This is a genomic window from Desulforudis sp. DRI-14 (assembly GCF_052618305.1).
Map to the genome: position 1 here is coordinate 162,933 of NZ_JBQXEZ010000002.1, position 21,128 is coordinate 184,060.

Genomic DNA, 21,128 nt, shown 5'->3' on the forward strand with positions numbered 1-21,128 from the left:
GTTTACATCTGCTTTTGACTATGCTAAAATAAGGCGGGTGTAAAGGTGGGCTGCAACTATGAACGACGCGCTTCTCAAACTGCCCGAGGCAGAGATGAAGAAGTGGGCCGAGCACATAGCGATGATCTGCCTTAGCGACGACTTCAGGCAGTTGAGGGATGAGCTGGAGGGGTTATACCGGGCGGCCGATATCGAACAAGCGCATCTGGCGGCCTTCAGCGACGCGTTGTTCGCCTTTCTTGCCGAAAAAGCGGCCAAGAGTGAACAATGACGCGCGTCAAGAGTGAACAATGACGCGCGTTATCATTACGGAACACGCCCGCAAGCGCCTGAAAGAAATGCGCCAGCAGGATATAAGCATTGCTGATATTGTGTCGGCGGCCAGGTCTATTCCCGGCACGATCGTCGCGGCGACAAGGTTTCGCGGTTTTACCGCGCGTTCGGGACGGGTATTCGATATGGTCGTGAAGGACATTCCCACCGGCCGCCTGGTGATCACCATTATCGGGAAGTGATGAACTGCATGCTAGGGTGAGCGTACCTCCGACGTCACGCTTGGCTTGCAGCGATTCAAAGCATAATCTGTGGAGGTGTTTTTCGTTGGCTCTCAACCCCAATCGTAAGCAGGAGATTATCAGCAAATTCAGGATTCACGAGAATGACACGGGATCGCCCGAGGTGCAGGTGGCCATCCTGACCGAGCGCATCAACTCTTTAAGCGAGCACCTCAAGGAACACAAGAAAGACTTTCACTCCCGCAGAGGGCTCCTGAAGATGGTCGGGCAGCGCCGGGCCTTGCTGAACTACCTGAAAGAAAACGATTTTGCCAGGTACCGTGCCATTGTAGAAAAACTCGGCTTGCGTAAATAAGGGGGACTATACCCCCCTTTTTTGCTATCACCGCAGACGAAATGTGGAGGGAAAAGGATTTCATGTCGCAACAATATATAAGACGCAGCATAGAAATCGGCGGCCGCGAACTGAGCGTGGAGATCGGCCGGATGGCGGGTCAGGCCAGCGGGTCGGCCCTGGCGCGCTACGGAGATACGGTGGTTTTGGTTGCCACCACGGCCGCCCAGTTGCGGGAAGGCCTTGATTTCTTCCCCCTGATGGTTGACTACGAGGAACGCCATTACGCTGTGGGTCGTATACCCGGCAGCTTCATGAAGCGCGAGGGACGCCCCGGTGAAAAGGCCATTCTGAACGCGCGCCTGATCGACCGTTCCATCCGTCCCTTGTTTCCCAAGCAGCTGCGCAAAGACGTGCACGTTGTGGCCACCGTGATGTCGGTCGACCAGGACTGCGCGCCCGTGATTACAGCGATGTTCGGGACGTCTTGCGCTTTGATGATCTCCGACATCCCGTTCAACGGTCCCATAGGCGGGGTGATCATCGGCCGGGTGGACGGGCGGCTGGTCGTCAATCCTACCCTGGAGCAGTCCGGCAAGAGCGACCTGCACCTCGTCGTGGCCGGCACCGAGACGGCCGTGAATATGGTCGAAGCCGGCGCGAATGAAGTCCCCGAGGACGTGATCATCGAGGCGATCGAGCTCGCCCACGGGGAAATCAAAAAGATCGTGCGGTTTGTCAACGAACTGCGCGCCGAGTGCCTGGCCCTGGGCCTGGCCAAGGAAAAGGAAGAGGTTTCCCCCGTAGAGCCGGCCCCCGAGCTGGTCGCCGCGGTTAAAGAGAACGCCAGGCAAAAGCTCCGCGAGGCCGTGCTTTACTGTAAGGACAACCGCCTGGAGAAAAAGCCGCGCGAGGAATATCTGGAAAACGTGATCAAAGAGCTGGTGGCCGCGGCCCTGGAGACTTTCCCCGAGCAGGAGGCCGCGATCAAGGAGATCGTCGACGCAACCGAAAAAGAAGTGGTCAGGGAGCTGATCGCCAGGGAGAAAGTCCGCATCGACGGGCGCGCCCTCGACGAGATCAGGGCGATCAGCGTCGAGGCTGGCATCCTGCCCCGGACGCACGGCTCCGGTCTGTTCCAACGGGGACAGACGCAGGTTCTCTCGGTCGTCACGCTGGGTGCCATCAGCGACGAGCAGATTCTGGACAACCTCGAGGCCGAGGAAAGCAAGCGGTTTATGCACCACTACAACTTCCCTTCCTACTCCACCGGGGAAACGCGCCCGATACGGTCCCCCGGGCGGCGCGAGATCGGTCACGGGGCCCTGGCTGAAAGGGCGATCGAGGCGGTTATCCCGCCGGAGGACAAGTTCCCTTACACCATCCGCATCGTCAGCGAGGTCCTCTCCTCGAACGGCTCGACGTCCATGGGCAGCGTCTGCGGTTCGACCCTGGCGCTGCTGGACGCCGGCGTGCCCGTGAAGGCGCCGGTGGCCGGTATCGCCATGGGCCTCATCAAGGAAGGCGATGACTTCACGATCCTTACCGATATCCAGGGGATCGAGGACCACCTGGGCGACATGGACTTCAAGGTGGCCGGCACGCGCAAAGGCATTACCGCGCTGCAGATGGACATCAAGATCGCCGGAGTCAACACCGAGATCCTGGGCAGGGCGCTCGCCCAAGCCAGAGATGCGCGGATGTTCATCCTAGACAAGATCGAAGAGCTTCTGCCCGCGCCCAGGCCCGAACTGTCGCCGTATGCGCCGCGGGTCCTGCATACCGTTATCGACCCCGACAAGATAAGGGAAGTCATCGGTCCCGGAGGTAAAGTCATTCGCAAGATCACCGAGGAGACAGGCGCCGATATCGACATCGAGGACGACGGGCGGTGCTTTATTACCGCTCCCAACCGCGAGGCGGCCGAAAAAGCGCTTTCCCTGATCAACGCTATTACGGCCGAGGTGGAGATAGGCAAGGTTTACCTTGGTCGCGTGGTCAAGGTCATGGATTTCGGCGCGTTCGTGGAGGTTATTCCCGGCGTTTTTGGCATGTCCGGCAAGGACGGCCTTGTGCACATTTCGCAGCTGGCGCCGGTCCGGGTGCGGGCTGTCGAGGATGTCGTCAAGGAAGGCGACCAGATCCTGGTCAAGGCCATCGGCTACGACCCTCAAGGCCGCCTGAAGCTGTCCAGGAAAGAAGCGATGACTCCCGAGGAACTGGCGACTTACAAAGGGGTCAAGGACGCTGCGCTGCCCGAGCGCGGCGAATCCGGCGACCGCGACCGCGGCGGCCGGAGGCCGCGTTCCCGCTTCGGGGGCGGCGGCCGCTCCAGCTAAGCCGGCGACGGCTGAGCAGAACAAATTTTACGACAACCCCTGACGGGGGTTGTTTGTTTTGATGGCAAATTTGCCGGGGCGCCCGCATAGTCATCACATGAGGTGAAGGACTTGCGAGCGTATTTTTTCAGCGGCAGGAAGATGGTTCTGCTAGTGGTTGCCGTGGTGGTCCCCTTGATCGGCGGATACCTGATGAGCCTGGAAAGGGCCGCCGTCCCGACGGTTGCGGAACCGATCTATAACGGTCCCGAAGACGGGAAGCGCGTCGCCCTGACCATAAACGTGGACTGGGGAGAGGAGTACCTGCCGGCGGTACTGGAAACATGCAAGCTTAAAAACGTTAAACTGACCTTTTTTGTCACCGGCCGTTGGGCGGCGAAGTTTCCCGACCTCGTGAAGCAAATGGCCGCTGCCGGACACGAAATCGGCAGTCATGGCTACGCGCACCCCCACCCCGATCACCTGTCCGTTGACGGCAATATGCGTGATATCCAAAAGGCGGAAGAGGTGCTCCAGGACATCCTGGGGGTTAAGCCCCGCCTGTACGCCCCCCCGTATGGGGAACGGGGAAACGCCGTTCTCCTGGCCGCCGAACAGCTGGGGTATAAGACGATCCTCTGGAGCGTAGATTCGGTTGACTGGAAATACAGGGATCAAAGGGCCATCATAAAACGCGTAACCCGCAAAATCCACCCCGGCGGGATCGTCCTGATGCATCCGACGGCGGCGACGGCGGCGGCGCTCCCCGACCTCATCGACGAACTTAGGATGCAGGGTTACGAGGTGAGGACGGTTTCGGAACTGCTTGAACAAGGCAAAGGACCTGACAATGCAGGTCCTTTGTTAATTGTAGGAGCGTATTTGGGATATGCTGTAAAGCGTGGAGCCGACTGCAGGATTTTCATGGAACGACGCGAATTGTTGGCGTGGAGGTAGAAGTATGGTAAGAAAGGTGACCCTCGCGAACGGGGTGCGCATTCTCACCGAGGAGATCCCCTACGTTCGCTCGGCCGCTGTGGGGATCTGGGTCGACGTCGGGTCGAGGGACGAAAACGAAAGGTTGAACGGCGCGTCGCACTTCATCGAGCACATGATGTTCAAGGGGACGGGCAAGCGGACCGCCAAGGACATCGCCGAGGCGCTCGATGCGGTCGGCGGCCAGCTTAACGCCTTTACCACCAAGGAATACACCTGCTATTACGCCAGAATTTTGGACGAGCATTTCGGGCTTGCCGTCGACGTCTTGACCGATATGCTCTTCAACTCCAGCTTCAGGGAAGAGGACGTCGAGCGGGAAAAGAACGTTATCGTGGAAGAAATCAAGATGTACGAGGACGCCCCCGACGAACTTGTGCACGACGTGTTCGCCAGCACCCTTTGGATGGGTCACGTTCTCGGCAGGCCGGTCATCGGCAACGCCGGCGTGGTCAAAGATATGTGCCGCGAAGACCTGCTCGCTTTCTACCGCGATCACTACCTGGACGGCGGGATAGTGATCGCGGCCGCCGGCAACATCAGGCACGAGGACGTCGTGGAGCAGCTTCAAGGGACGTTCGGGAACCTGCCGGCGGCGGCGCGGGTCAGGCGGCTGGATACCCCCACGCCTTGTCCGACCGTAAACTTCAAGGCCAAGGATACCGAGCAGGTGCACCTGGTACTGGGGACGCAGGGCTTGCCGTTCGGCGACGAGAGAATTTATCAGATTCAGGTGCTCAACACCGTTCTCGGCGGGGGCATCAGCTCGCGGCTTTTCCAGCAGATCCGCGAGGACCGCGGTTTGGTGTACAACATCTATTCCTATCACAGCTCGTATCACGATACCGGTGTCTTCTGCATCTACTGCGCGCTGTCCGGCCACAACGTCAACACGGTGCTGGAGCTGGTTATGGCCGAAATCGACAAGCTCAGGCGGGAGCCCGTCGACCGGGACGAGCTGAAAAGGGCGAAGGACCAGATCAAGGGAAATTTCCTGCTCAACCTCGAAAGCGTGAATACGCGGCTGACCAGGCTGGGGAAATCGGAGCTCTACCTGGGCAAGATCGTGCCGCCGGATGAAGTCGTGCGGAAGGTGGAGGCGGTGACCGCCGAACAGGTGCAGGACCTCGCCCGTAAGCTGCTGCGGCCTGACGCCTTTTGCCTGGCCTCGGTGGGCGCCTGGGAGGACGGCCGGTTCTGGCAGGAGGCGCTTGGGAGGCTTTTATAAAGCCTGAGCGTAATCGCTGCGACGGAGTGGCGCCCCGCCACTCCTTTTTAATTACAGCAACGGGAGGGTGACATGGAGATTAAATCTGACTGCCGCGTTAAAGTAAAGAAGGTGTGCCCGCTCATCGGCGGGAGCGTGCCCGAGCCCCGCTGCGCCACCAGCGGTTCGGCCGGCCTGGATTTGCCGGCTTGCATCAGTAATCCGGTAACCCTGGCACCGGGGGAGATCGTCGGAATACCGACCGGCATAGCCATCGAGCTGCCTTCCGAGTTGCTGGTTGCCCTGGTCTTCCCGCGCAGCGGCCTGGCGGCCAAACACGGCGTTACGCTGGCCAATGCCGTAGGCGTAATTGATGCGGATTACCGCGGCGAGATCGTTTGCCCGCTGATCAACCTGGGAAAGGAACCTTTCACCGTCAAGACCGGCGACCGGATCGCGCAGCTTCTGGTTGTATCGCTGGTCAAGCCGGCATTGGAGTGGGTCGAAGAACTGTCGCCCAGCGGGCGCGGCGCCGGCGGCTTTGGTTCTACGGGCATTTAATACGGCTATTTTTTTCGGATGAAGGGTGGACATATTTCCACAACCTGTCCCATAGACATTATCTAGGAGAGTGTTGCAAAGTTAACGTATCGGGTTCAGGCACAGTTTTTCAACGGTCTCCTAGGGGGTGGAAGTATGGGAACCCTTCTATTCCTTTTGCTGGCCTTCATACTCCTGAGTGTCTTTTTCATTTGGGAGCGCAGTCGTCCCCAGGTGTACAGAGCGGCCAAGTCCTGGGACCTCAACGAACCGTCCCCTTTATCCCGCGCCATCACGGGCTTGCTCGGGGTTGGCGGGGGTATATACCTTTCGCTCCAGCTCTTCATCGGCTTTCTTGAGATCGAGGTTCCGTCGCTGGTCAGCCTGGGGGGCATGAAGGTCGATCCCGTCGCCACGCTCTCCTTGAGCCTGGCGATCATCCAGGCGTTTATCCAGTATTTTTACCGTCGCTTCGTAATACGGTAGGGAGGCTAGCGGGTATGAGGCTGTCGGAGCTTTTCGGCAAGGAAATCGTCAATCTCTACAATGGATGCCGCCTTGGCGCGATCGGTGAAACCGACCTGATCATCGATTCGCGCACGGGGAAGATCCAGTCGCTTGTCCTGCCCCGGAAGCCGAATCTCCTAAACATATGGTTTGAAGGGAGGCAGCTTATCGTGCCCTGGGAAGCCGTCCGCAAGATAGGCAACGACGTTATCGTCGTCGACCTGGACAATACCTCGGACAGCCTGGGAAAGTTCGCCTTGTAGCTTGCCAGCCTATTTTCTTTTTATGCCCCCGCTCACCAGGGACTGTTGAAAACTTCGCCCGCGGTTTGGTAAGTGTGAGGTGAGTGGTGAGAGGCTGTTTGAGAACGCCGGCGGCTACTAATACTATGTGGAAACAGACCTTGGAGGCTCCCCCTTGAGTTATAAAAGGCGTCTTGAACTCCTCCGCGGAATAGGAGAATTGCGCCAGACCGCCGTCATCACTTTTTTTACCGGCGACCGCGAGAACGTAAGCACGCGCATCGCGCCGGACGCCGTGCCTGTGTTTTACCGGCACCTGCGCCAGGCAAGCCCTGCCCGGGGGATCGACCTCTTCCTCTATACTCGCGGAGGGGACGTGCTCACCCCCTGGCGGCTGGTGCATCTGTTCCGGGAATTCGCCCCCCGGTTTTCGGTGCTGGTACCTTTCAGGGCTTACAGTGCCGGCACCCTCCTCTGCCTCGGTGCCGACGAGATCCTGATGACGCCTCTTGCCGAGCTCGGCCCGATTGACCCCAGCGTCGTCAACGCCTTTAACCCCCAGGACCCGGTTAACCCGGCGGCAAGGATCCCGGTCAACGTTGAGGACGTGTACGCTTATCTGGCCCTGGTTCGCGAGGAGGCGCTCGTCAGGTCGGAGCCTTTTCTCACGCAGGCTTTTCTCAGGCTGGCCGAAACCATCCACCCGCTGGCCTTGGGCAACGTGCACCGCAACTACAATTTGGTGCGCTCCCTGGCCAAAAGACTTCTCGCTATGCCCCGGAACAGGTATGGACCGGAGCAGGTGCAGCACATCGTGGACAGCCTGACGCAAAAGCTTTACGCCCACAACCATATGATATCCCGTCAAGAGGCCGGCGCGGAGATCGGCCTCAATGTCGTTAAACCCGACGGCGAGATGGAAAGCCTGATGTGGGAGCTGTACGAGGAGTACCGCGCCCGGCTGCGTCTTGACGAGCCGTTTGATCCGGCGGCGCTGCTGGCCGGGGCGAGCCGTGCGGAGTTCGAAGTTGCCGGAGGGTTTATCGAGTCGGAAGCCGGGCAGGACGCGTATGTTTTCCGCGGGACGGTGGAACGGCGGGAGTTTCCGGACGGACCCCAGATCAACGTAAATATCGTGCAGCAGGGCTGGCGGATGACGAGAGGAGGGACCGGACATGAAAGACGACGCGACTGAAAAGGGGACGGTTGCTGTGCGCTTCAATTATCCCCGCAAACAACGGTACTACGTCCTCAGCGATTCTACCGGTTACATCCCCGCCGATTACCGGCCGCCGTACGGACCGGCGGCGGGGAGGCAGATCATCGTCCGCGAGAATGAGTGAAACGAAGTACCGATGGCGATTGACTGACGACCGATCTTGACAAGCTTCTTCTTATGTAATACAAATAAGCAAAAATCTTGTCTGTCAAAAGGTGGTTGTTTTTTGTGCCTACGGTAGTCGTGTCTGGAGCTGCGGGGAGGATGGGCCGGGAGGTCGTCAAGGCCGTTGCCGGCGAGCCGGATTTGACCTTGGTCGGCGCGGTTGATGTTTCGCACGCGGGCGAGGACTGCGGGGTGCTGGCCGGCATCGGGCCGGTGGGCATAGAAATCGAGCCCGACCTCGGCCGGTGTTTAAGCGCCCTGCGCCCGGACGTGATGGTGGACTTCACTACTCCCGCCTCCGTGGTCAAAAACGTCTTGCTCGCCCTCGATGCAGGAGTGCGGCCGGTTGTCGGCACCACCGGAATCGGCAGGAGCGACCTCGAGCGGATGACGGCTTATGCCGAAGAGCGCTCGCTTGGCGGGCTGGTGGCGCCGAATTTTGCGATAGGCGCCATTCTGATGATGCGTTTCGCAGAAATGGCGGCGTCCTACTTCCCGGCCGTCGAAATTATCGAGCTGCACCACGACCACAAGCTTGACGCCCCTTCCGGGACCGCCCTGAAAACAGCGGAAATGATTGCGGCGGTAAGAGCCGACTCGCGCCACAACGCCGGGCGCGAAGAGCTTAAGATTCCCGGGGCCCGCGGCGGGGAGTACGACGGGGGCATACGGGTTCACAGCGTTCGTCTCCCGGGGCTCGTCGCTCATCAAGAGGTGGTTTTCGGCGGGCAGGGCCAGACCCTGACGATCAGGCACGACTCCATCTCGCGGGAATCCTTTATGCCCGGGGTTATCCTGGGTATCCGCAAGGTAATGGGCTTAAACCGTTTGGTCTACGGGCTGGACAAGCTTATCTTCGAATAAAGGCGGGTTTCCGTACAAGCACCGCCCCCTGGAACAGCTCATATGATGTCGTATAGCCAGGGGGTGTGTAGCCATGCAATCAATCAGAGGGGTGCGGATAAGCATCTTGGGCGGAGACGCCCGCAGCGCTTATGCGGCTACCCAGCTTGCGGAGTACGGTGCCCTTGTACGAGTGTCCTTTCTGCCGGTCAATTCCGGGGTTCCCAACGTTACAACGACTGAAGACCTTGAGGAACTGGTTGCCAGTGCCGATGCCCTTGTCGTTCCTTTGCCGGGCATCAACCAGGAAGGGCTTTTAGCCACCCTGAACGGGGAACTGGTTGCCATTCCGGAACGGATTTTTGCGAAGGTCCCGCGGACCTGCCCGGTGATCTGTATCCTGGCGAAGCTGTATCTGAAGGATGTAGTAAGGCGTTACGGTTTGCAACTAGTTGAGCTCAATCAGCGCGATGATTTTGCCATCCTCAACTCGATTCCCTCCGCGGAGGGCGCGATTCAGATGGCAATGAGCAAGACATTGATCACCATTCACGGGTCCCGTTCCCTGGTCGTCGGCTTTGGCCGTACCGGCATAACGCTGGCCAGGCTTCTTAAAGGCATGGGAGCGATGACCGCCGTGGCGGCCCGTAACCCTGCCGCTCAGGCGCGCGCCCTGGAGATGGGCTGCGAGGTGTTTGACTTCGACAGGCTGGGCGATGCCGTCAGCAGGGCGGAGATCATTTTCAACACCGTTCCGCAGATGGTCCTTGACAGGCCGGTCCTGCAGCGCGTTTTGCCGGGAACGTATATCCTCGACCTCGCCTCTGCGCCCGGGGGAACGGATTTCAAGGCTGCTGAACAGTTGGGCATCACGGCCGAGCTGGCCCCGTCGCTCCCGGGGATGGTTGCTCCCAAGACCGCAGGCCAAATTCTGGCGCGCATTGTGGCGAAGGTAATCGCCGAGTCACCCCCGGCTTCCGCAGAAGACGGGAGGTGATTGTTGATGCGCTACAAAGGACTCAGGATCGGTTTCGGGATAACCGGTTCCTTCTGTACCTTGGAAGCGGTGTTCAAACAAATTGAAGGGTTGTTGGCGCAAGGAGCCGAAATAATACCTATCGTTACCCAAGAAGTCGCCGCCATTGACACCCGCTATGGCACTGCGGCCTCGTGGCTTTCGCGACTTGAAGAGCTCACGGGGCATACGGTGCTTAAAGATATCGTCGGGGTCGAGCCCCTTGGACCCAACAAGCTGGTCGACGTGGTCGTGATCGCCCCGTGCACCGGCAACACGCTGGCTAAGCTGGCCAACGGGATAACGGACAATCCCGTATTGATGGCCGCCAAGGCCCATCTCAGAAACGGGGGTCCCGTCGTTATCGCGGTCTCGACAAATGACGGACTGGGATTGAATGCCCGGAACTTAGGTACCCTATTGAATACCAAAAACGTATACTTCGTTCCTTTCGGGCAGGATAACCCCGCCGGCAAACCAAATTCACTCGTGGCCAAAATGGACATGGTTGGACCGACGGTCACCGAAGCCCTGAAGGGACGGCAGTTGCAGCCTGTATTGGTGACTTATAACTGAGAGGGAGGTTGTACGTTGGGCGGACGCAGCGTATGTGTAGTGGGTGCCACCGGCGCGGTAGGGCAGGAAATCTTGAAGGTTCTGGATGAGCGAAAATTCCCGATCTCGGAATTGCGCCTTCTGGCGACCTCGCGTTCAGCCGGGAAAAAGATCGCGTTCAGGGGTGAGACGATTACCGTCGAAGAGACGACGCACTCTTCGTTTCGGAATGTGGAAATCGCCCTGTTCGCAGGCGGCGCGGCCAGCAAGGAGTTCGCCCGTACGGCGGCTAAGGAAGGCGCGGTTGTCATCGATAACTCCAGCGCTTTCCGAATGGATCCGGAGGTGCCTCTGGTCGTTCCGGAGGTCAATCCCGAGGATGTCAGGTGGCACAAGGGTATTATCGCCAACCCGAACTGTTCCACGATCATTATGGCGGTGCCGTTGAAACCCATCTACGACGCTGTGGGTGTCGAACGGATCGTGGTCGCTACCTATCAGGCCGTTTCGGGGGCCGGTGCGGCGGCGATTACCGAACTGGAGGAACAGACAAGGGCCGTCTTGAACGGTGAACGGTCCGAACCGAAGGTGTTTCCGTACCAGATCGCCTTCAACCTTATCCCGCACATCGATGTCTTCCAGGACCTCGACTACACGAAGGAAGAATGGAAGATGGTCAAGGAAACGAGGAAAATATTCCACGACGAATCGCTGCGGATCACGGCCACGACGGTCCGCGTGCCGGTCGTACGCTGTCATTCGGAAGCCGTCAACATCGAGACCAGGAAGCCGCTTTTGCCTGACGAAGCCCGTCGCATCCTCGGGCAGGCCCCCGGAGTGATCGTGTACGACGAGCCTGCCGCGAAGAAGTACCCGATGCCGGTGCTGGCGGCGGACAGGGACGAAGTTTTCGTCGGCAGGATAAGGCAGGACAACTCCACGGCCAACGGTTTGAACATGTTCATCGTCGCCGACCAGCTCAGGAAGGGAGCCGCCACGAACGCCGTCCAGATCGCGGAGATTCTGATCGCTTACGGGATGGTTTAAAGAATTTTCGGTCCATAGATCCCGGAAAGTGGCGAGAGGGGTTGAGGATGAGGTTTTTGGTGCAGAAGTTCGGCGGAACGTCTTTAAGTACCGCCGAGCTCCGTGAACGTGCCGCTGCCAAGGTCATCGCGGCGGAGGAACAGGGATACCGTCCGGTGGTCGTCGTTTCGGCGATGGGAAGGCAGGGGGATCCGTACTCGACGGACAGTTTGCTCGGCCTGGCCGAGGACTTGAGGGATAACGTTACCCCGCGTGATAAGGATCTGCTGATGTCGTGCGGCGAAATCATTTCTGGCGTGCTCGTCGCGGCAACGCTGCGCAAATACGGACGAAACGTGGTCTTCTTAAGCGGTCCGCAGGCCGGCATCATCACCAACGCCTATCACAACGAGGCCAGGATTCTGCGTGTTAAGCCCAAAAGGATTATTGAGGCCGCCGAGGAAGGCAAGATCGTGGTGGTGGCCGGTTTCCAGGGCGTCACCGAAGACGGCGAGATCACCACGCTCGGCCGGGGAGGCAGCGATACGACGGCTGCGGCCCTGGGGGTGGCTTTAAACGCCGTGGCTATCGACATATACACCGACGTGGACGGCGTCATGACCGCCGACCCGCGCATCGTTACAGAGGCCAAGCCCTTGGAAAAAGTTACCTATAACGAGATATGCCAGCTGGCCCAGGAGGGCGCCAAGGTGATCCATCCCCGCGCTGTTGAGATCGCGATGCAAAAAAATATTCCCCTGTGGATCAAGTCGACTTTCAGCGATGCGCCGGGGACGCTGATTACGAACCACGCGGAGGTTTTCAACGGCAGCATTGACATTACGTCGGACCGGCTGATCACGGGTATTACCTACATACAGCACATCAGCCAGATCAAGGTGGCCGCGGGGGCGGAAGTTACAGCGCGCCAGGTATTCCGCGCAATGGCCGACGCTGGCGTCAGCGTGGACCTGATCAACGTGCATCCCGACGTCGTGGCTTTCACCGTGAAGGACCTGGATGTAAGTAAAGCGGTCCGTACGCTGGAAGACATGGGCTGCCGCCCGGAGGTGACCGCCGGGTGCGCGAAGATTGCCGCTGTGGGCGCCGGCATGACCGGCGTGCCGGGTGTAATGGCCCGCATCGTCGAGGCTCTTGCCGACCAGGGCATCGAGATCTTGCAATCCGCCGATTCCTATACCACGATTTGGGTGCTCGTAAGACGCCGGGATATGGAGAAGGCTATTCGCGCGTTGTATGAAAAGTTTCATCTTCGGGAGGCGAGATAATTGACTTTTGATTTTGGGCGTGTTTTAACGGCGATGGTGACCCCCTTTGACCGTTCGCTCGAGGTTAACCTGCCTGTGGCCCGCAAGCTTGCCAGGTACCTGGTGGAGAACGGCTCCGACGGCCTGCTCGTTTGCGGAACGACCGGGGAATCACCGACGCTCGGCAAGGACGAAAAGGTCGAGCTTTTCCGTGCTGTGGTGGAAGAGGTCGGCGGCAAGGCCGTCGTCGTGGCGGGGACCGGGAGCTATTCCACCAAGGAGAGCATCGCCCTGACCCAGGCCGCGGAGAAGGTCGGCGTAGACGCGCTGCTCCTGGTATGCCCTTACTACAACAAGCCCTCCCAGGAAGGGTTGTACCAGCATTTTAAAGCCGTCGCCGAGTCGACCAGTCTCCCGATCATGCTGTACAACATCCCCTCCCGCACCGGGGTCAATCTCCTCCCGCAGACGGTGGCCCGGCTGGCACAGATCCCGAACATCATCGCCTTGAAAGAATCGACGGGCAGCACGGATCAAGCCACGGAATTGCTACGCCTGCTGCCGGAATCCTTCGCCGTTTACAGCGGCGACGACTCCATGACGCTCCCTTTGCTGTCTCTGGGGTGCAAGGGCGTCGTCAGCGTGCTCGCCCACCTGATGGGCAGGCAGATCCAGGAGATGTGTGACGCCTTTACCACCGGCAATGTGGGACGGGCGGCAAAACTGCACCGCGAGCTTTACCCGATGATTAAGGGGATCTTCATCACCACGAACCCCGTACCCATCAAAGCGGCGCTCAATCTCTTGGGCTGGGGGGTCGGGCCGCCGCGACCGCCGCTTGTCGAGGCCAACGACGAGGAGAAGGAAGCCTTAAGGAAGCTCATGTGTTCGGCAGGGCTGCTGTAAATTGGCTCAATCCCGACGGATTGAGCGGCGGTAGGCAGTAATAATTGATCGTCGGTTGTAGGCCGTCAAGGTCGCCGGGATAGAAGGTAATAATTGATCGTCGGTTGTAGGCCGTCAAGGTCGCCGGGATAGAAGGGATTCGCGGAGCGAATCCCTTTAAGGTATGTTTTTCTCTTTTGGTTATACTTGTCTATTAAGGCCAAAAAATATACAATGTTTTCAGAATTCGTGAACGGACCGGCACCGGGTTCTTTATTTTTTTGTAAAACAGGAGGTGTACGACAGACGCGCGATGGAAAACTGCAAATAATCCCGCTCGGAGGCCTCGGTGAGATCGGTAAGAATATCATGGCCGTCCGTTACGGCAATGATATCGTCGTCATAGATTGCGGACTGATGTTTCCCGAGGAGGAGATGCTCGGCATCGATATCGTGATTCCGGACGTCTCCTATCTTCTCGAAAACCAGTTGCTGGTACGGGGCATCGTTCTCACGCACGGACACGAGGATCACATCGGCGCTCTCCCCTACGTGTTGAAACAGCTGAATGTGCCGGTTTACGGGACGAAGTTGACCCTCGGCCTGCTGAGCGGAAAACTGCGCGAGCAGGAGTTTGAAGACCAGGCCGATCTCCGGGTCGTAAAACCGCGTGACGCTATTCGTATCGGGGCTTTTGGCGTGGAGTTCATTCGCGTCTCGCACAGCGTTCCCGACGCCGTCGCCCTGGCGCTGCACACCCCGCTGGGCGTGGTGGTACATACCGGCGACTTCAAGATCGACCATACCCCGGTCGACGGGGAGATGATCGACCTGCACCGCTTCGCCCAGCTCGGGGAGAAGGGTGTGCTGGTCTTGCTTTCGGACAGCACCAACGTGGAACGTCCCGGCTTTACCATGTCCGAGTCCGTGGTCGGGGAGACCTTTGACCGCGCTTTTCGGAAGGCCAAGGAACGCATTCTCGTCGCCACCTTCGCTTCGAACGTGCACCGCCTGCAGCAGGCGATTATGGCGGCGCACCGGCACGGGCGCAAGGTAGCGGTAGTCGGCCGGAGCATGGTCAACGTCGTCAACACGGCCTTTGAATTGGGTTACCTGAACATCCCTCCCGATACCCTGGTCGACATCGAGGAAGCCGGCCGCTTGCCCCGCAACAAGGTGGTATTGCTGACCACCGGGAGCCAGGGCGAGCCTATGTCGGCTCTGACGCGAATGGCTATGGACAGCCACAAGCAGGTGGACATCCTCCCCGGCGACACCATTATCATCTCGGCTACGCCGATTCCCGGCAATGAGAAGCTCGTCGGCCGGATTATCGACCATTTGTTGAGACTCGGGGCGGAAGTCTATTACGAGTCCACGTCGGGTATCCACGTTTCCGGCCATCCCAGCCAGGAAGAACTCAAGTTGATGATTAACCTTGTGCGTCCGAAATTCTTTGTGCCGGTCCATGGAGAATACCGGATGCTTAAGAAACACGCCGAGCTGGCCAAAAGCCTGCAAATCCCCCCCGAAAACATCTTCGTAGCGGAAAACGGGCAGGTGCTGGAGTTTACGAAGAAGGCGGGCCGCATAGCCGGCCGCGTGACTTCGGGAAAGGTCTTGGTCGACGGGCTCGGCGTGGGCGACGTCGGCAACATCGTCCTGCGCGACCGCAAGCAGCTCGCGCTTGACGGCATACTGATTGTCGTGGTCACCATCAACCAGAGCCAGGGAGAGGTCCTGGCCGGCCCGGACATCGTCTCGCGCGGCTTCGTTTACGTGCGCGAGTCCGAGGCGCTAATGGACGACGCCAAGGAAAAGGTGCGCGAGGCCCTGGAGAAGTGTACCAAGCGCGGCATCAGCGAGTGGTCCGTCTTAAAGTCGGAGATGCGTGAAACACTCAGCAAGTTCTTGTATGAGAAAACGGGCCGACGGCCGATGATCCTGCCGATCATCATGGAAATTGAATGACAACAGGGCCGCATCCGCGGGGTGCGGCCCTGTTGGTAGTTAAGTATAAATTGGGTGCCGGGCCGTTCGGGAATGCCAAATTTTTAGGAAACATTAAAGATCCAGCGCAGCAGTTCGAAAGATAATGCGGCGACAAGAGCCGTCGCTGGAATGGTAAAAACCCAGGTCGTAACCATGTTGCGGGTGGTGGTCCACTTTACCGACGAGGACCGCCGGGCCAGTCCCACACCGACGATCGACGAAGAAATAACGTGGGTGGTACTGACGGGCTGGCTGAGAAGGGTTGCCGTAAGAATGGTAACGGCCGAGCCCAAGTCCGCGGAGAAACCGCTTGAAGGGCGCAGCGGGAAAATGCGCGTGCCCACCGTTTTAATGATGCGCCAGCCACCTGCATAGGTGCCCAGGGCCATGGCCAGGGCCGCCGCAATTTTGACCCACAACGCTACCTCCAGGGTGTTCTGAAAACCGCCGGCGACAAGGGCGAAGGTGATGATGCCCATGGTTTTCTGCGCGTCGTTGGTGCCGTGGGTAAAGGCCTGAAAGGCGGCGGTAAAGAGCTGTCCTTTGCGGAAACCGTTGTTGATCCGGTGAGGATTGGCATTGGCGAAGACCATTCTTACCAGGCTCATCAGCGTGTAGCCGACTGTAGCGGCAACCAGGGGTGAGAGAATAAGGGAGGCGATGATCTTGGTAAAACCGCCTGCATTGACGGCCGAGAACCCCGCCGCGGCGACAACGGCTCCTGTCAACGCCCCGATCAGGGCATGCGATGAACTCGACGGCATGCCGACGTACCAGGTGACGAGGTTCCAAAAAATTGCGGCGATAAGGGCTGCCAGAACGATGTAGAGTCCTGCTTCCAGTTTCATCGGGTCGGCGATTTTGCCGCCGATGGTTTTAGCCACGCCGGTAAAGGTCAGCGCTCCGACGAAGTTCATTACGGCGGCCAACAAAACGGCAAAACGCGGGTTAAGCGCCCGCGTGGAGATGGGACTGGCGATTGCGTTGGCGGTGTCGTGGAAACCGTTGACGAAGTCGAAGGCGAGCGCCAGCGCAACCACTGTAGCGATTAGCCATAAATCACAAAACATCGCTTCCTCCGTAACGGCGAATTACGAATTGCGCATGATGATGCTTTCCAGGATGTCGGCGACATCTTCGCAGAGGTCGGAGATGTTTTCCAGGACGGTGTAGATTTCCTTTTTTTTGATGATCTGGATGGCGTCCTTCTCCTGTGTAAAGAGGGCCTTCATGCTGACCAAAAGCAGTTCGTCGGCCTCGTTCTCCAATTCGTTGATTGAATGCGTGTACTGGGTGATTTGCGTCAGCTTGCGTTCGGTAAGGAGATGTATGGCGGCCGTTACCTCGTCGATGCAGTGGCCGATGTTTTGCGAGAACGCGGTGGTGAAGGTGCATTCGCTGATGCCGTAAATGTCGATGAGGGATGCCGCAGCCTCAAGTCCGTCCAGGATGTCGTCCAGCTTCACTGTCAGGCCGAGGATGTCTTCGCGCTCCAGCGGAGTGACAAAGGTGGTGTTGAGCGCTTTGAAGATAGCGTGGGTAAAGCCGTCACCCTTCTTCTCGTATTCCTTCATCTGCCGGGCAAAGCCTTCGAGGTCTTTAGTGGCGCAAACATTAGCCCTGAAATAGGCGGAGGCCTCGTTTAAATTCTTGACAATCAGTTGAAACTGTTGAAAAAAGAAGTTCTGTTTGCGGAAATGAAACACCGGCATCCCACCTCGTTCAGTTCTCTACCTGCAATGTTAGCACAACCTGTCCTAATTGTCGAAACAATTTAACATTCCAGGTACGGTTCCAGCGGCCATTGACCCGGGTGTAAAGGACTGTTACCATATTTTCGCGGGTAGTATGTTTTGTCTCGCGCCTTAGGATGGGGAAACGATTAACGTTGTTAAGTTATTTGCGGACAGAAAGGGGCCGGTAGACAATTCTCTGGTTGACAACACTCCTCACTGTCGTGTTTGACCAGGCGAGCAAATGGGTCATCGCCGCCGCGCTGCCTCTGGGCGTAAGCGTGCCCGTCATCCCCGGGATTCTTTACTTGACGCACATTCACAACCCCGGGGGCGCTTTCGGACTGCTGAACGGGCAAACCGGCGTCCTCACGGGTGTTACCGTCGCCGTCGTCCTGGCTGCGTTCGTCGGTCACCGGAAAATTGTCGGGACTGGCCTGGCGGTTCCCGCCGGATTGATCCTGGGCGGGGCCGTCGGTAACCTTATCGACCGACTGCGATGGCAAGGCGTTGTGGATTTCATCGACTTCAGGGTGTGGCCGGTGTTTAACGTCGCGGACGTGGCTATCGTTTCGGGCGTCGTCCTCGTACTCCTGAAAAGTTATTGCAAACATGCCGAAGAATGAGGTGCGCTATGCCCGCCCTGATGCGCTTTGAAGTGGACGAGCCGGAATCCGGTGTCCGGCTGGACGTGTACCTGGCCGATTCGGACGATCTCGATTTAACCCGGTCACGCATCCAGAAGCTGATCGCCGAAGGTTGCGTAACGGTGAACGGGCAGCCTGCCGGACGTCCCAGCTACCGTCTGAAGGCGGGCGACGTCGTGGCCATCGTCGTGCCGGAGCCCGTCGCCCCCAGGGTTGAGCCCGAAGACATACCCCTGGACATCGTCTGCGAGGATGAGGCTGTGCTGGTGATTAACAAGCCCCGTGGAATGGTTGTCCATCCCGGCGCGGGTAATTACACCGGAACGCTCGTCAACGCCCTGCTTTATCACTGTAAAGACCTTTCCGGCATCAACGGCGTTCTGCGGCCCGGTATCGTTCACCGCCTCGATAAGGATACGTCTGGGCTGCTGATGGTGGCCAAGACCGACCGGGCCCACCAGTTCCTGGCCGCCGAACTCAAGGCGCGGCGCATCCTGCGCGAGTACCTGGCGCTCGTGCACGGGACGCCCCCAAAAGATGCGGGGACGGTCGACGCCCCCATCGGACGCCACCCCAGGGATCGCCAGCGCATGGCGGTTACGCGTCAGGGACGTCCCGCCGTTACGCACTGGCGGGTTGCGCAGCGTTACGCGGGTTATACGCTGTTGCAGCTGCGGTTGGAAACGGGGCGCACGCACCAGATCCGCGTACACATGGCTTACATCGGCTATCCACTGGTCGGTGACCTCAAGTACGGCCGGGCCAAGGCGGAGTTCGGCCTTTCAGGCCAGTTTCTCCACGCCGGGCGGTTGGGGTTTACCCACCCGGAAACGCATGAGTTCATGGAATTCGCGGCCGGGCTGCCGGCGGAACTTGCCGCCGTCCTCGAAAAGCTTACTGCAGTTTGAGGTAGCGCGCGAATTCCATGAACAGGGCCATGATCCCCGCAGCCATGAGCGGCCCGACCGGCATGCCGTTCAGGAAGACGATCCCGAAAATCGAGCCGATAATCAGGCCGAAAATCACCTGCGGATCGAGCTGCAGGATCCTCAAACCCTCGTAATTCAGGTGGGTGGCCAGGGCTCCGCCGAGAAAAGCGAAAAGACCCGGCAGCGTGGTGAGGTTGTAAAGGATGTCGTGGGCCCCGATTTTGCCGTTGGCCAGCGGGACCATAATCGTCAAAAGAAGGAACAGTAAGCCGATTTCCAAGCCCAGTTTCTCGAGGAAACCGAACAGGGCGTGCATGTTGGCAAGCCTGATAATCAGCAGGATACATGCCGCCGCGGCCAGGAGGTTGGATTTGGCCGCCAGACCCGTAATGACCAGTGCACCCAGGATGATCTCTGCGCTCATTGCCGGTTGTGCCTTTCGTTTATTTTCCACCCTATGCCAGAAAGGGCCTGTTTAGAAGCCTTACGGTGATATGTCAAGGGCCGGGGATCAAAATTTTTTAACGGATCTTTGAAAAAGAGCAACAACCAACTAAGCTTGTTTCCAGAGACAAATGGGAAAAAGCAACATTAATGGGAGTATCAATTGTCAACTAGGTTTTAAATGATCCTCCTCTGCACTTGGGGCATGTATAGTTGGTTGCTGCGTAGCAGAGCATCAACCACCCGCACGAGTTTTCGTGCGGTAAGGACTAAAGCACGGCGATGGTGGTGAGTGGTACTCTCTTTAAACTTACGGGCGTAGAACTCGGCAAACTTGGGATCACGGATACGAACGTTGTTGGCGGCCAGTACAAAGTAACTGCGCAAGTAAGCGTTCCCGGTTTTGGTAAGCGGCGTGTCGTCGGCTTCAAAGTCGGCTGACTGGTCTTTCCGCCAGGTAAGGCCGGCGTACTTGGCGAGAGCCTTCTCGTTATCAAACCGGTGGATGTCGCCGATCTCGGCGATCAAGCCGGCAGCGCATACAGGCCCGATGCCCGGCATTGACTGCAAAGTGTTCTGAAAGTGTGACAGCTCTTTCTCAATCGCTTTGTCAATATCCTTGACCTGCCGTTCCAGGGTGCGGATGGTCTGCAAGCTGGTGGCCAGGATCAGGTTCACGGGCTTTAAAAGGCTGCCGTGTAGCTTATAGGCGGAACTGGCGGCATGCTTGAGAGCCTTGGCGGTGGCTTCGGGGTTGGAGAAATTACTCTTTCCCTTCTCCATCAGGATATCGATCAGTTCATCCAGCGGTCGTGCCGCAATCTCTTCCGGAGAAAGGAACTCGGTCAGAATCGCCTCCGAGGCGGCCCCGAAGGTATCGCTCAGCACCTTGTTCTGACAGATGGTATTGAACTTGAAAAACAGGTTACTCAGAAAGTAGTTCTTCTCGCGGGTGATAGTTTGAATCAGGTGGTGGCGGAATCTGGTTAGTCTCTGCAGGGGCAGGTAGCGGAAGTCTACCTGGCAGCTCTCGGGCAGCCGCCCGAACCTGAGTCGGTCGGCGATCACCAGGCAATCGAACCAGTCGTCCTTCCGGATGTCGACGTATTGCTTTCTGAAGTTGGCGATCACCTTGGGATTGAAGACATACACCTGGGGGTGGAAGGGAACTAACGAAGTCTCGCCGGCCAGGTGCATCTGCAGGTGCCAGCCATAAACAGAGGTAGCCTCCAGGCCGATGCGCAGGGAATCAACATTATTAGCACTACAGATTTCGATCAGATACTTGACGAAAGATTCAGCTCCCGGATCATCATTTTTGGCGCGGAAACGCTTGGCAATCTCCTCGCCTTCCGCATCAAACATCCGGGCTTTGAAATCTTTCAGGCTGACATCGATACCGACAAACATTCTCACTTGCTTCACCTCCTTCCGGTGAAGGAATGGCGCAAGATTATGCGGGGTCCCAGGCACCATAACCGATCAACAGCCTCGCCGAAACCAACGCTTTCCTGTCAAGACCTTGCTCTATCCAATCTGCTACCATTAGACAGGATCTTGAGAGGTTGCGCAACTTACGTGTTAGGGGTACAGGTTACGGGCTGGGGGTCAGGCTTCAAATGAGGTCGAACCTCAAGGGGGAGCATACCTTCCCAGAACATAATCTCACGACTACATTTTGACTGGGACCCCGACAAAAGTGAATACGAAATTTCCAGTTTTCAAAGAGCGTTCTTGATCCCTGTTGG

At 58.2% G+C, this 21,128-nt stretch carries 24 protein-coding genes; 20 read left to right on the forward strand and 4 right to left on the reverse strand.

Features of this window, described 5'->3' with window-relative positions; all coding sequences use genetic code 11:
* Positions 1 to 58 precede the first annotated feature (58 nt).
* From ACUM6F_RS02550 to ACUM6F_RS02635, 18 genes are all read left to right on the forward strand, one after another.
* Positions 59 to 271: a hypothetical protein gene (locus tag ACUM6F_RS02550; RefSeq protein ID WP_425621619.1), complete on the forward strand. Its 213-nt coding sequence runs from the start codon at positions 59 to 61 to the stop codon at positions 269 to 271.
* Between the two features lie 19 nt (positions 272 to 290).
* Positions 291 to 515 (forward strand): hypothetical protein, encoded by a 225-nt coding sequence (locus ACUM6F_RS02555; protein ID WP_425621620.1) that lies wholly within the window; start codon positions 291 to 293, stop codon positions 513 to 515.
* 85 nt (positions 516 to 600) lie between these two features.
* Complete coding sequence (rpsO, locus tag ACUM6F_RS02560; RefSeq protein WP_425621621.1) at positions 601 to 870, forward strand: 30S ribosomal protein S15; 270 nt, start codon at positions 601 to 603, stop codon at positions 868 to 870.
* Positions 871 to 932: 62 nt separating this feature from the next.
* A complete protein-coding gene (locus ACUM6F_RS02565; protein ID WP_445348292.1) occupies positions 933 to 3,188 on the forward strand; it encodes a polyribonucleotide nucleotidyltransferase in 2,256 nt (751 codons plus the stop codon).
* A gap of 111 nt (positions 3,189 to 3,299) precedes the next feature.
* Positions 3,300 to 4,124 (forward strand): polysaccharide deacetylase family protein, encoded by an 825-nt coding sequence (locus tag ACUM6F_RS02570; RefSeq protein ID WP_445348293.1) that lies wholly within the window; start codon positions 3,300 to 3,302, stop codon positions 4,122 to 4,124.
* A gap of 4 nt (positions 4,125 to 4,128) precedes the next feature.
* On the forward strand, positions 4,129 to 5,391 hold the full coding sequence (locus ACUM6F_RS02575) for a M16 family metallopeptidase (RefSeq protein ID WP_425621624.1): 1,263 nt from the start codon (positions 4,129 to 4,131) through the stop codon (positions 5,389 to 5,391).
* 72 nt (positions 5,392 to 5,463) lie between these two features.
* On the forward strand, positions 5,464 to 5,931 hold the full coding sequence (gene dut / locus ACUM6F_RS02580; protein WP_425621625.1) for a dUTP diphosphatase: 468 nt from the start codon (positions 5,464 to 5,466) through the stop codon (positions 5,929 to 5,931).
* 135 nt (positions 5,932 to 6,066) lie between these two features.
* A complete protein-coding gene (locus tag ACUM6F_RS02585; RefSeq protein WP_425621626.1) occupies positions 6,067 to 6,396 on the forward strand; it encodes a hypothetical protein in 330 nt (109 codons plus the stop codon).
* Between the two features lie 14 nt (positions 6,397 to 6,410).
* Positions 6,411 to 6,680: a YlmC/YmxH family sporulation protein gene (locus ACUM6F_RS02590; protein WP_425621627.1), complete on the forward strand. Its 270-nt coding sequence runs from the start codon at positions 6,411 to 6,413 to the stop codon at positions 6,678 to 6,680.
* A 154-nt stretch (positions 6,681 to 6,834) separates the two neighbouring features.
* The gene (locus ACUM6F_RS02595) at positions 6,835 to 7,854 is read left to right on the forward strand and encodes an SDH family Clp fold serine proteinase (protein WP_425621628.1); all 1,020 of its coding nucleotides are present in this window, start codon (positions 6,835 to 6,837) and stop codon (positions 7,852 to 7,854) included.
* Positions 7,835 to 8,002, forward strand: coding sequence for a hypothetical protein (locus tag ACUM6F_RS02600; protein WP_425621629.1), 168 nt, complete (start codon positions 7,835 to 7,837; stop codon positions 8,000 to 8,002). The genes ACUM6F_RS02595 and ACUM6F_RS02600 overlap by 20 nt, the downstream gene beginning before the upstream one ends.
* Positions 8,003 to 8,106: 104 nt before the next feature.
* Positions 8,107 to 8,907 carry a 4-hydroxy-tetrahydrodipicolinate reductase gene (gene dapB / locus ACUM6F_RS02605; RefSeq protein WP_425621630.1) on the forward strand — a complete coding sequence of 267 codons (801 nt, stop codon included), beginning with the start codon at positions 8,107 to 8,109 and terminating at the stop codon, positions 8,905 to 8,907.
* Between the two features lie 73 nt (positions 8,908 to 8,980).
* Positions 8,981 to 9,883, forward strand: a complete 903-nt coding sequence (gene dpsA, locus ACUM6F_RS02610) for a dipicolinate synthase subunit DpsA (RefSeq protein WP_425621631.1) — start codon at positions 8,981 to 8,983, stop codon at positions 9,881 to 9,883.
* 6 nt (positions 9,884 to 9,889) lie between these two features.
* Entirely contained in the window at positions 9,890 to 10,477 is a 588-nt protein-coding gene (locus ACUM6F_RS02615) for a dipicolinate synthase subunit B (protein WP_445348294.1), read from the forward strand.
* Positions 10,478 to 10,492: 15 nt separating this feature from the next.
* Positions 10,493 to 11,503 carry an aspartate-semialdehyde dehydrogenase gene (locus ACUM6F_RS02620; protein ID WP_425621633.1) on the forward strand — a complete coding sequence of 337 codons (1,011 nt, stop codon included), beginning with the start codon at positions 10,493 to 10,495 and terminating at the stop codon, positions 11,501 to 11,503.
* A 47-nt stretch (positions 11,504 to 11,550) separates the two neighbouring features.
* Positions 11,551 to 12,771: an aspartate kinase gene (gene dapG, locus ACUM6F_RS02625; protein WP_445348295.1), complete on the forward strand. Its 1,221-nt coding sequence runs from the start codon at positions 11,551 to 11,553 to the stop codon at positions 12,769 to 12,771.
* Entirely contained in the window at positions 12,772 to 13,656 is an 885-nt protein-coding gene (dapA, locus tag ACUM6F_RS02630; RefSeq protein WP_425621635.1) for a 4-hydroxy-tetrahydrodipicolinate synthase, read from the forward strand.
* A 300-nt stretch (positions 13,657 to 13,956) separates the two neighbouring features.
* Complete coding sequence (locus ACUM6F_RS02635) at positions 13,957 to 15,606, forward strand: ribonuclease J (protein WP_426377672.1); 1,650 nt, start codon at positions 13,957 to 13,959, stop codon at positions 15,604 to 15,606.
* An 83-nt stretch (positions 15,607 to 15,689) separates the two neighbouring features.
* On the opposite strand, the gene ACUM6F_RS02640 is transcribed toward ACUM6F_RS02635, so the two are convergent.
* Together ACUM6F_RS02640 and ACUM6F_RS02645 are read right to left on the reverse strand one after the other, a co-directional pair.
* The gene (locus tag ACUM6F_RS02640; protein WP_445348296.1) at positions 15,690 to 16,697 is read right to left on the reverse strand and encodes an anion permease; all 1,008 of its coding nucleotides are present in this window, start codon (positions 16,695 to 16,697) and stop codon (positions 15,690 to 15,692) included.
* Positions 16,698 to 16,718: 21 nt separating this feature from the next.
* Entirely contained in the window at positions 16,719 to 17,333 is a 615-nt protein-coding gene (locus ACUM6F_RS02645; protein WP_425621638.1) for a DUF47 domain-containing protein, read from the reverse strand.
* 230 nt (positions 17,334 to 17,563) lie between these two features.
* Between ACUM6F_RS02645 and lspA the strand changes: the two genes are divergently transcribed.
* Both lspA and ACUM6F_RS02655 read left to right on the forward strand, forming a co-directional pair.
* The gene (gene lspA / locus ACUM6F_RS02650) at positions 17,564 to 17,986 is read left to right on the forward strand and encodes a signal peptidase II (RefSeq protein ID WP_425621639.1); all 423 of its coding nucleotides are present in this window, start codon (positions 17,564 to 17,566) and stop codon (positions 17,984 to 17,986) included.
* Between the two features lie 20 nt (positions 17,987 to 18,006).
* Complete coding sequence (locus tag ACUM6F_RS02655; RefSeq protein WP_445348297.1) at positions 18,007 to 18,915, forward strand: RluA family pseudouridine synthase; 909 nt, start codon at positions 18,007 to 18,009, stop codon at positions 18,913 to 18,915.
* Here ACUM6F_RS02655 and ACUM6F_RS02660 read toward each other — a convergent pair.
* Positions 18,902 to 19,360, reverse strand: coding sequence for a DUF441 domain-containing protein (locus ACUM6F_RS02660; protein WP_425621641.1), 459 nt, complete (start codon positions 19,358 to 19,360; stop codon positions 18,902 to 18,904). The genes ACUM6F_RS02655 and ACUM6F_RS02660 overlap by 14 nt on opposite strands.
* Positions 19,361 to 19,557: 197 nt before the next feature.
* Positions 19,558 to 20,796 carry an IS110 family RNA-guided transposase gene (locus ACUM6F_RS02665; protein ID WP_425621065.1) on the reverse strand — a complete coding sequence of 413 codons (1,239 nt, stop codon included), beginning with the start codon at positions 20,794 to 20,796 and terminating at the stop codon, positions 19,558 to 19,560.
* Positions 20,797 to 21,128: the final 332 nt, after the last annotated feature.

Coding starts and splice junctions, on each gene's coding strand:
- ACUM6F_RS02550 (WP_425621619.1), top strand. CDS start 59: ATGAACGACGCGCTTCTCAAACTGCCCGAGGCAGAGATGAAGAAGTGG.
- ACUM6F_RS02555 (WP_425621620.1), top strand. CDS start 291: ATGACGCGCGTTATCATTACGGAACACGCCCGCAAGCGCCTGAAAGAA.
- ACUM6F_RS02565 (WP_445348292.1), top strand. CDS start 933: ATGTCGCAACAATATATAAGACGCAGCATAGAAATCGGCGGCCGCGAA.
- ACUM6F_RS02575 (WP_425621624.1), top strand. CDS start 4,129: ATGGTAAGAAAGGTGACCCTCGCGAACGGGGTGCGCATTCTCACCGAG.
- dut (WP_425621625.1), top strand. CDS start 5,464: ATGGAGATTAAATCTGACTGCCGCGTTAAAGTAAAGAAGGTGTGCCCG.
- ACUM6F_RS02585 (WP_425621626.1), top strand. CDS start 6,067: ATGGGAACCCTTCTATTCCTTTTGCTGGCCTTCATACTCCTGAGTGTC.
- ACUM6F_RS02590 (WP_425621627.1), top strand. CDS start 6,411: ATGAGGCTGTCGGAGCTTTTCGGCAAGGAAATCGTCAATCTCTACAAT.
- ACUM6F_RS02600 (WP_425621629.1), top strand. CDS start 7,835: ATGAAAGACGACGCGACTGAAAAGGGGACGGTTGCTGTGCGCTTCAAT.
- dpsA (WP_425621631.1), top strand. CDS start 8,981: ATGCAATCAATCAGAGGGGTGCGGATAAGCATCTTGGGCGGAGACGCC.
- ACUM6F_RS02615 (WP_445348294.1), top strand. CDS start 9,890: ATGCGCTACAAAGGACTCAGGATCGGTTTCGGGATAACCGGTTCCTTC.
- dapG (WP_445348295.1), top strand. CDS start 11,551: ATGAGGTTTTTGGTGCAGAAGTTCGGCGGAACGTCTTTAAGTACCGCC.
- ACUM6F_RS02640 (WP_445348296.1), bottom strand. CDS start 16,697: ATGTTTTGTGATTTATGGCTAATCGCTACAGTGGTTGCGCTGGCGCTC.
- ACUM6F_RS02655 (WP_445348297.1), top strand. CDS start 18,007: ATGCGCTTTGAAGTGGACGAGCCGGAATCCGGTGTCCGGCTGGACGTG.
- ACUM6F_RS02660 (WP_425621641.1), bottom strand. CDS start 19,360: ATGAGCGCAGAGATCATCCTGGGTGCACTGGTCATTACGGGTCTGGCG.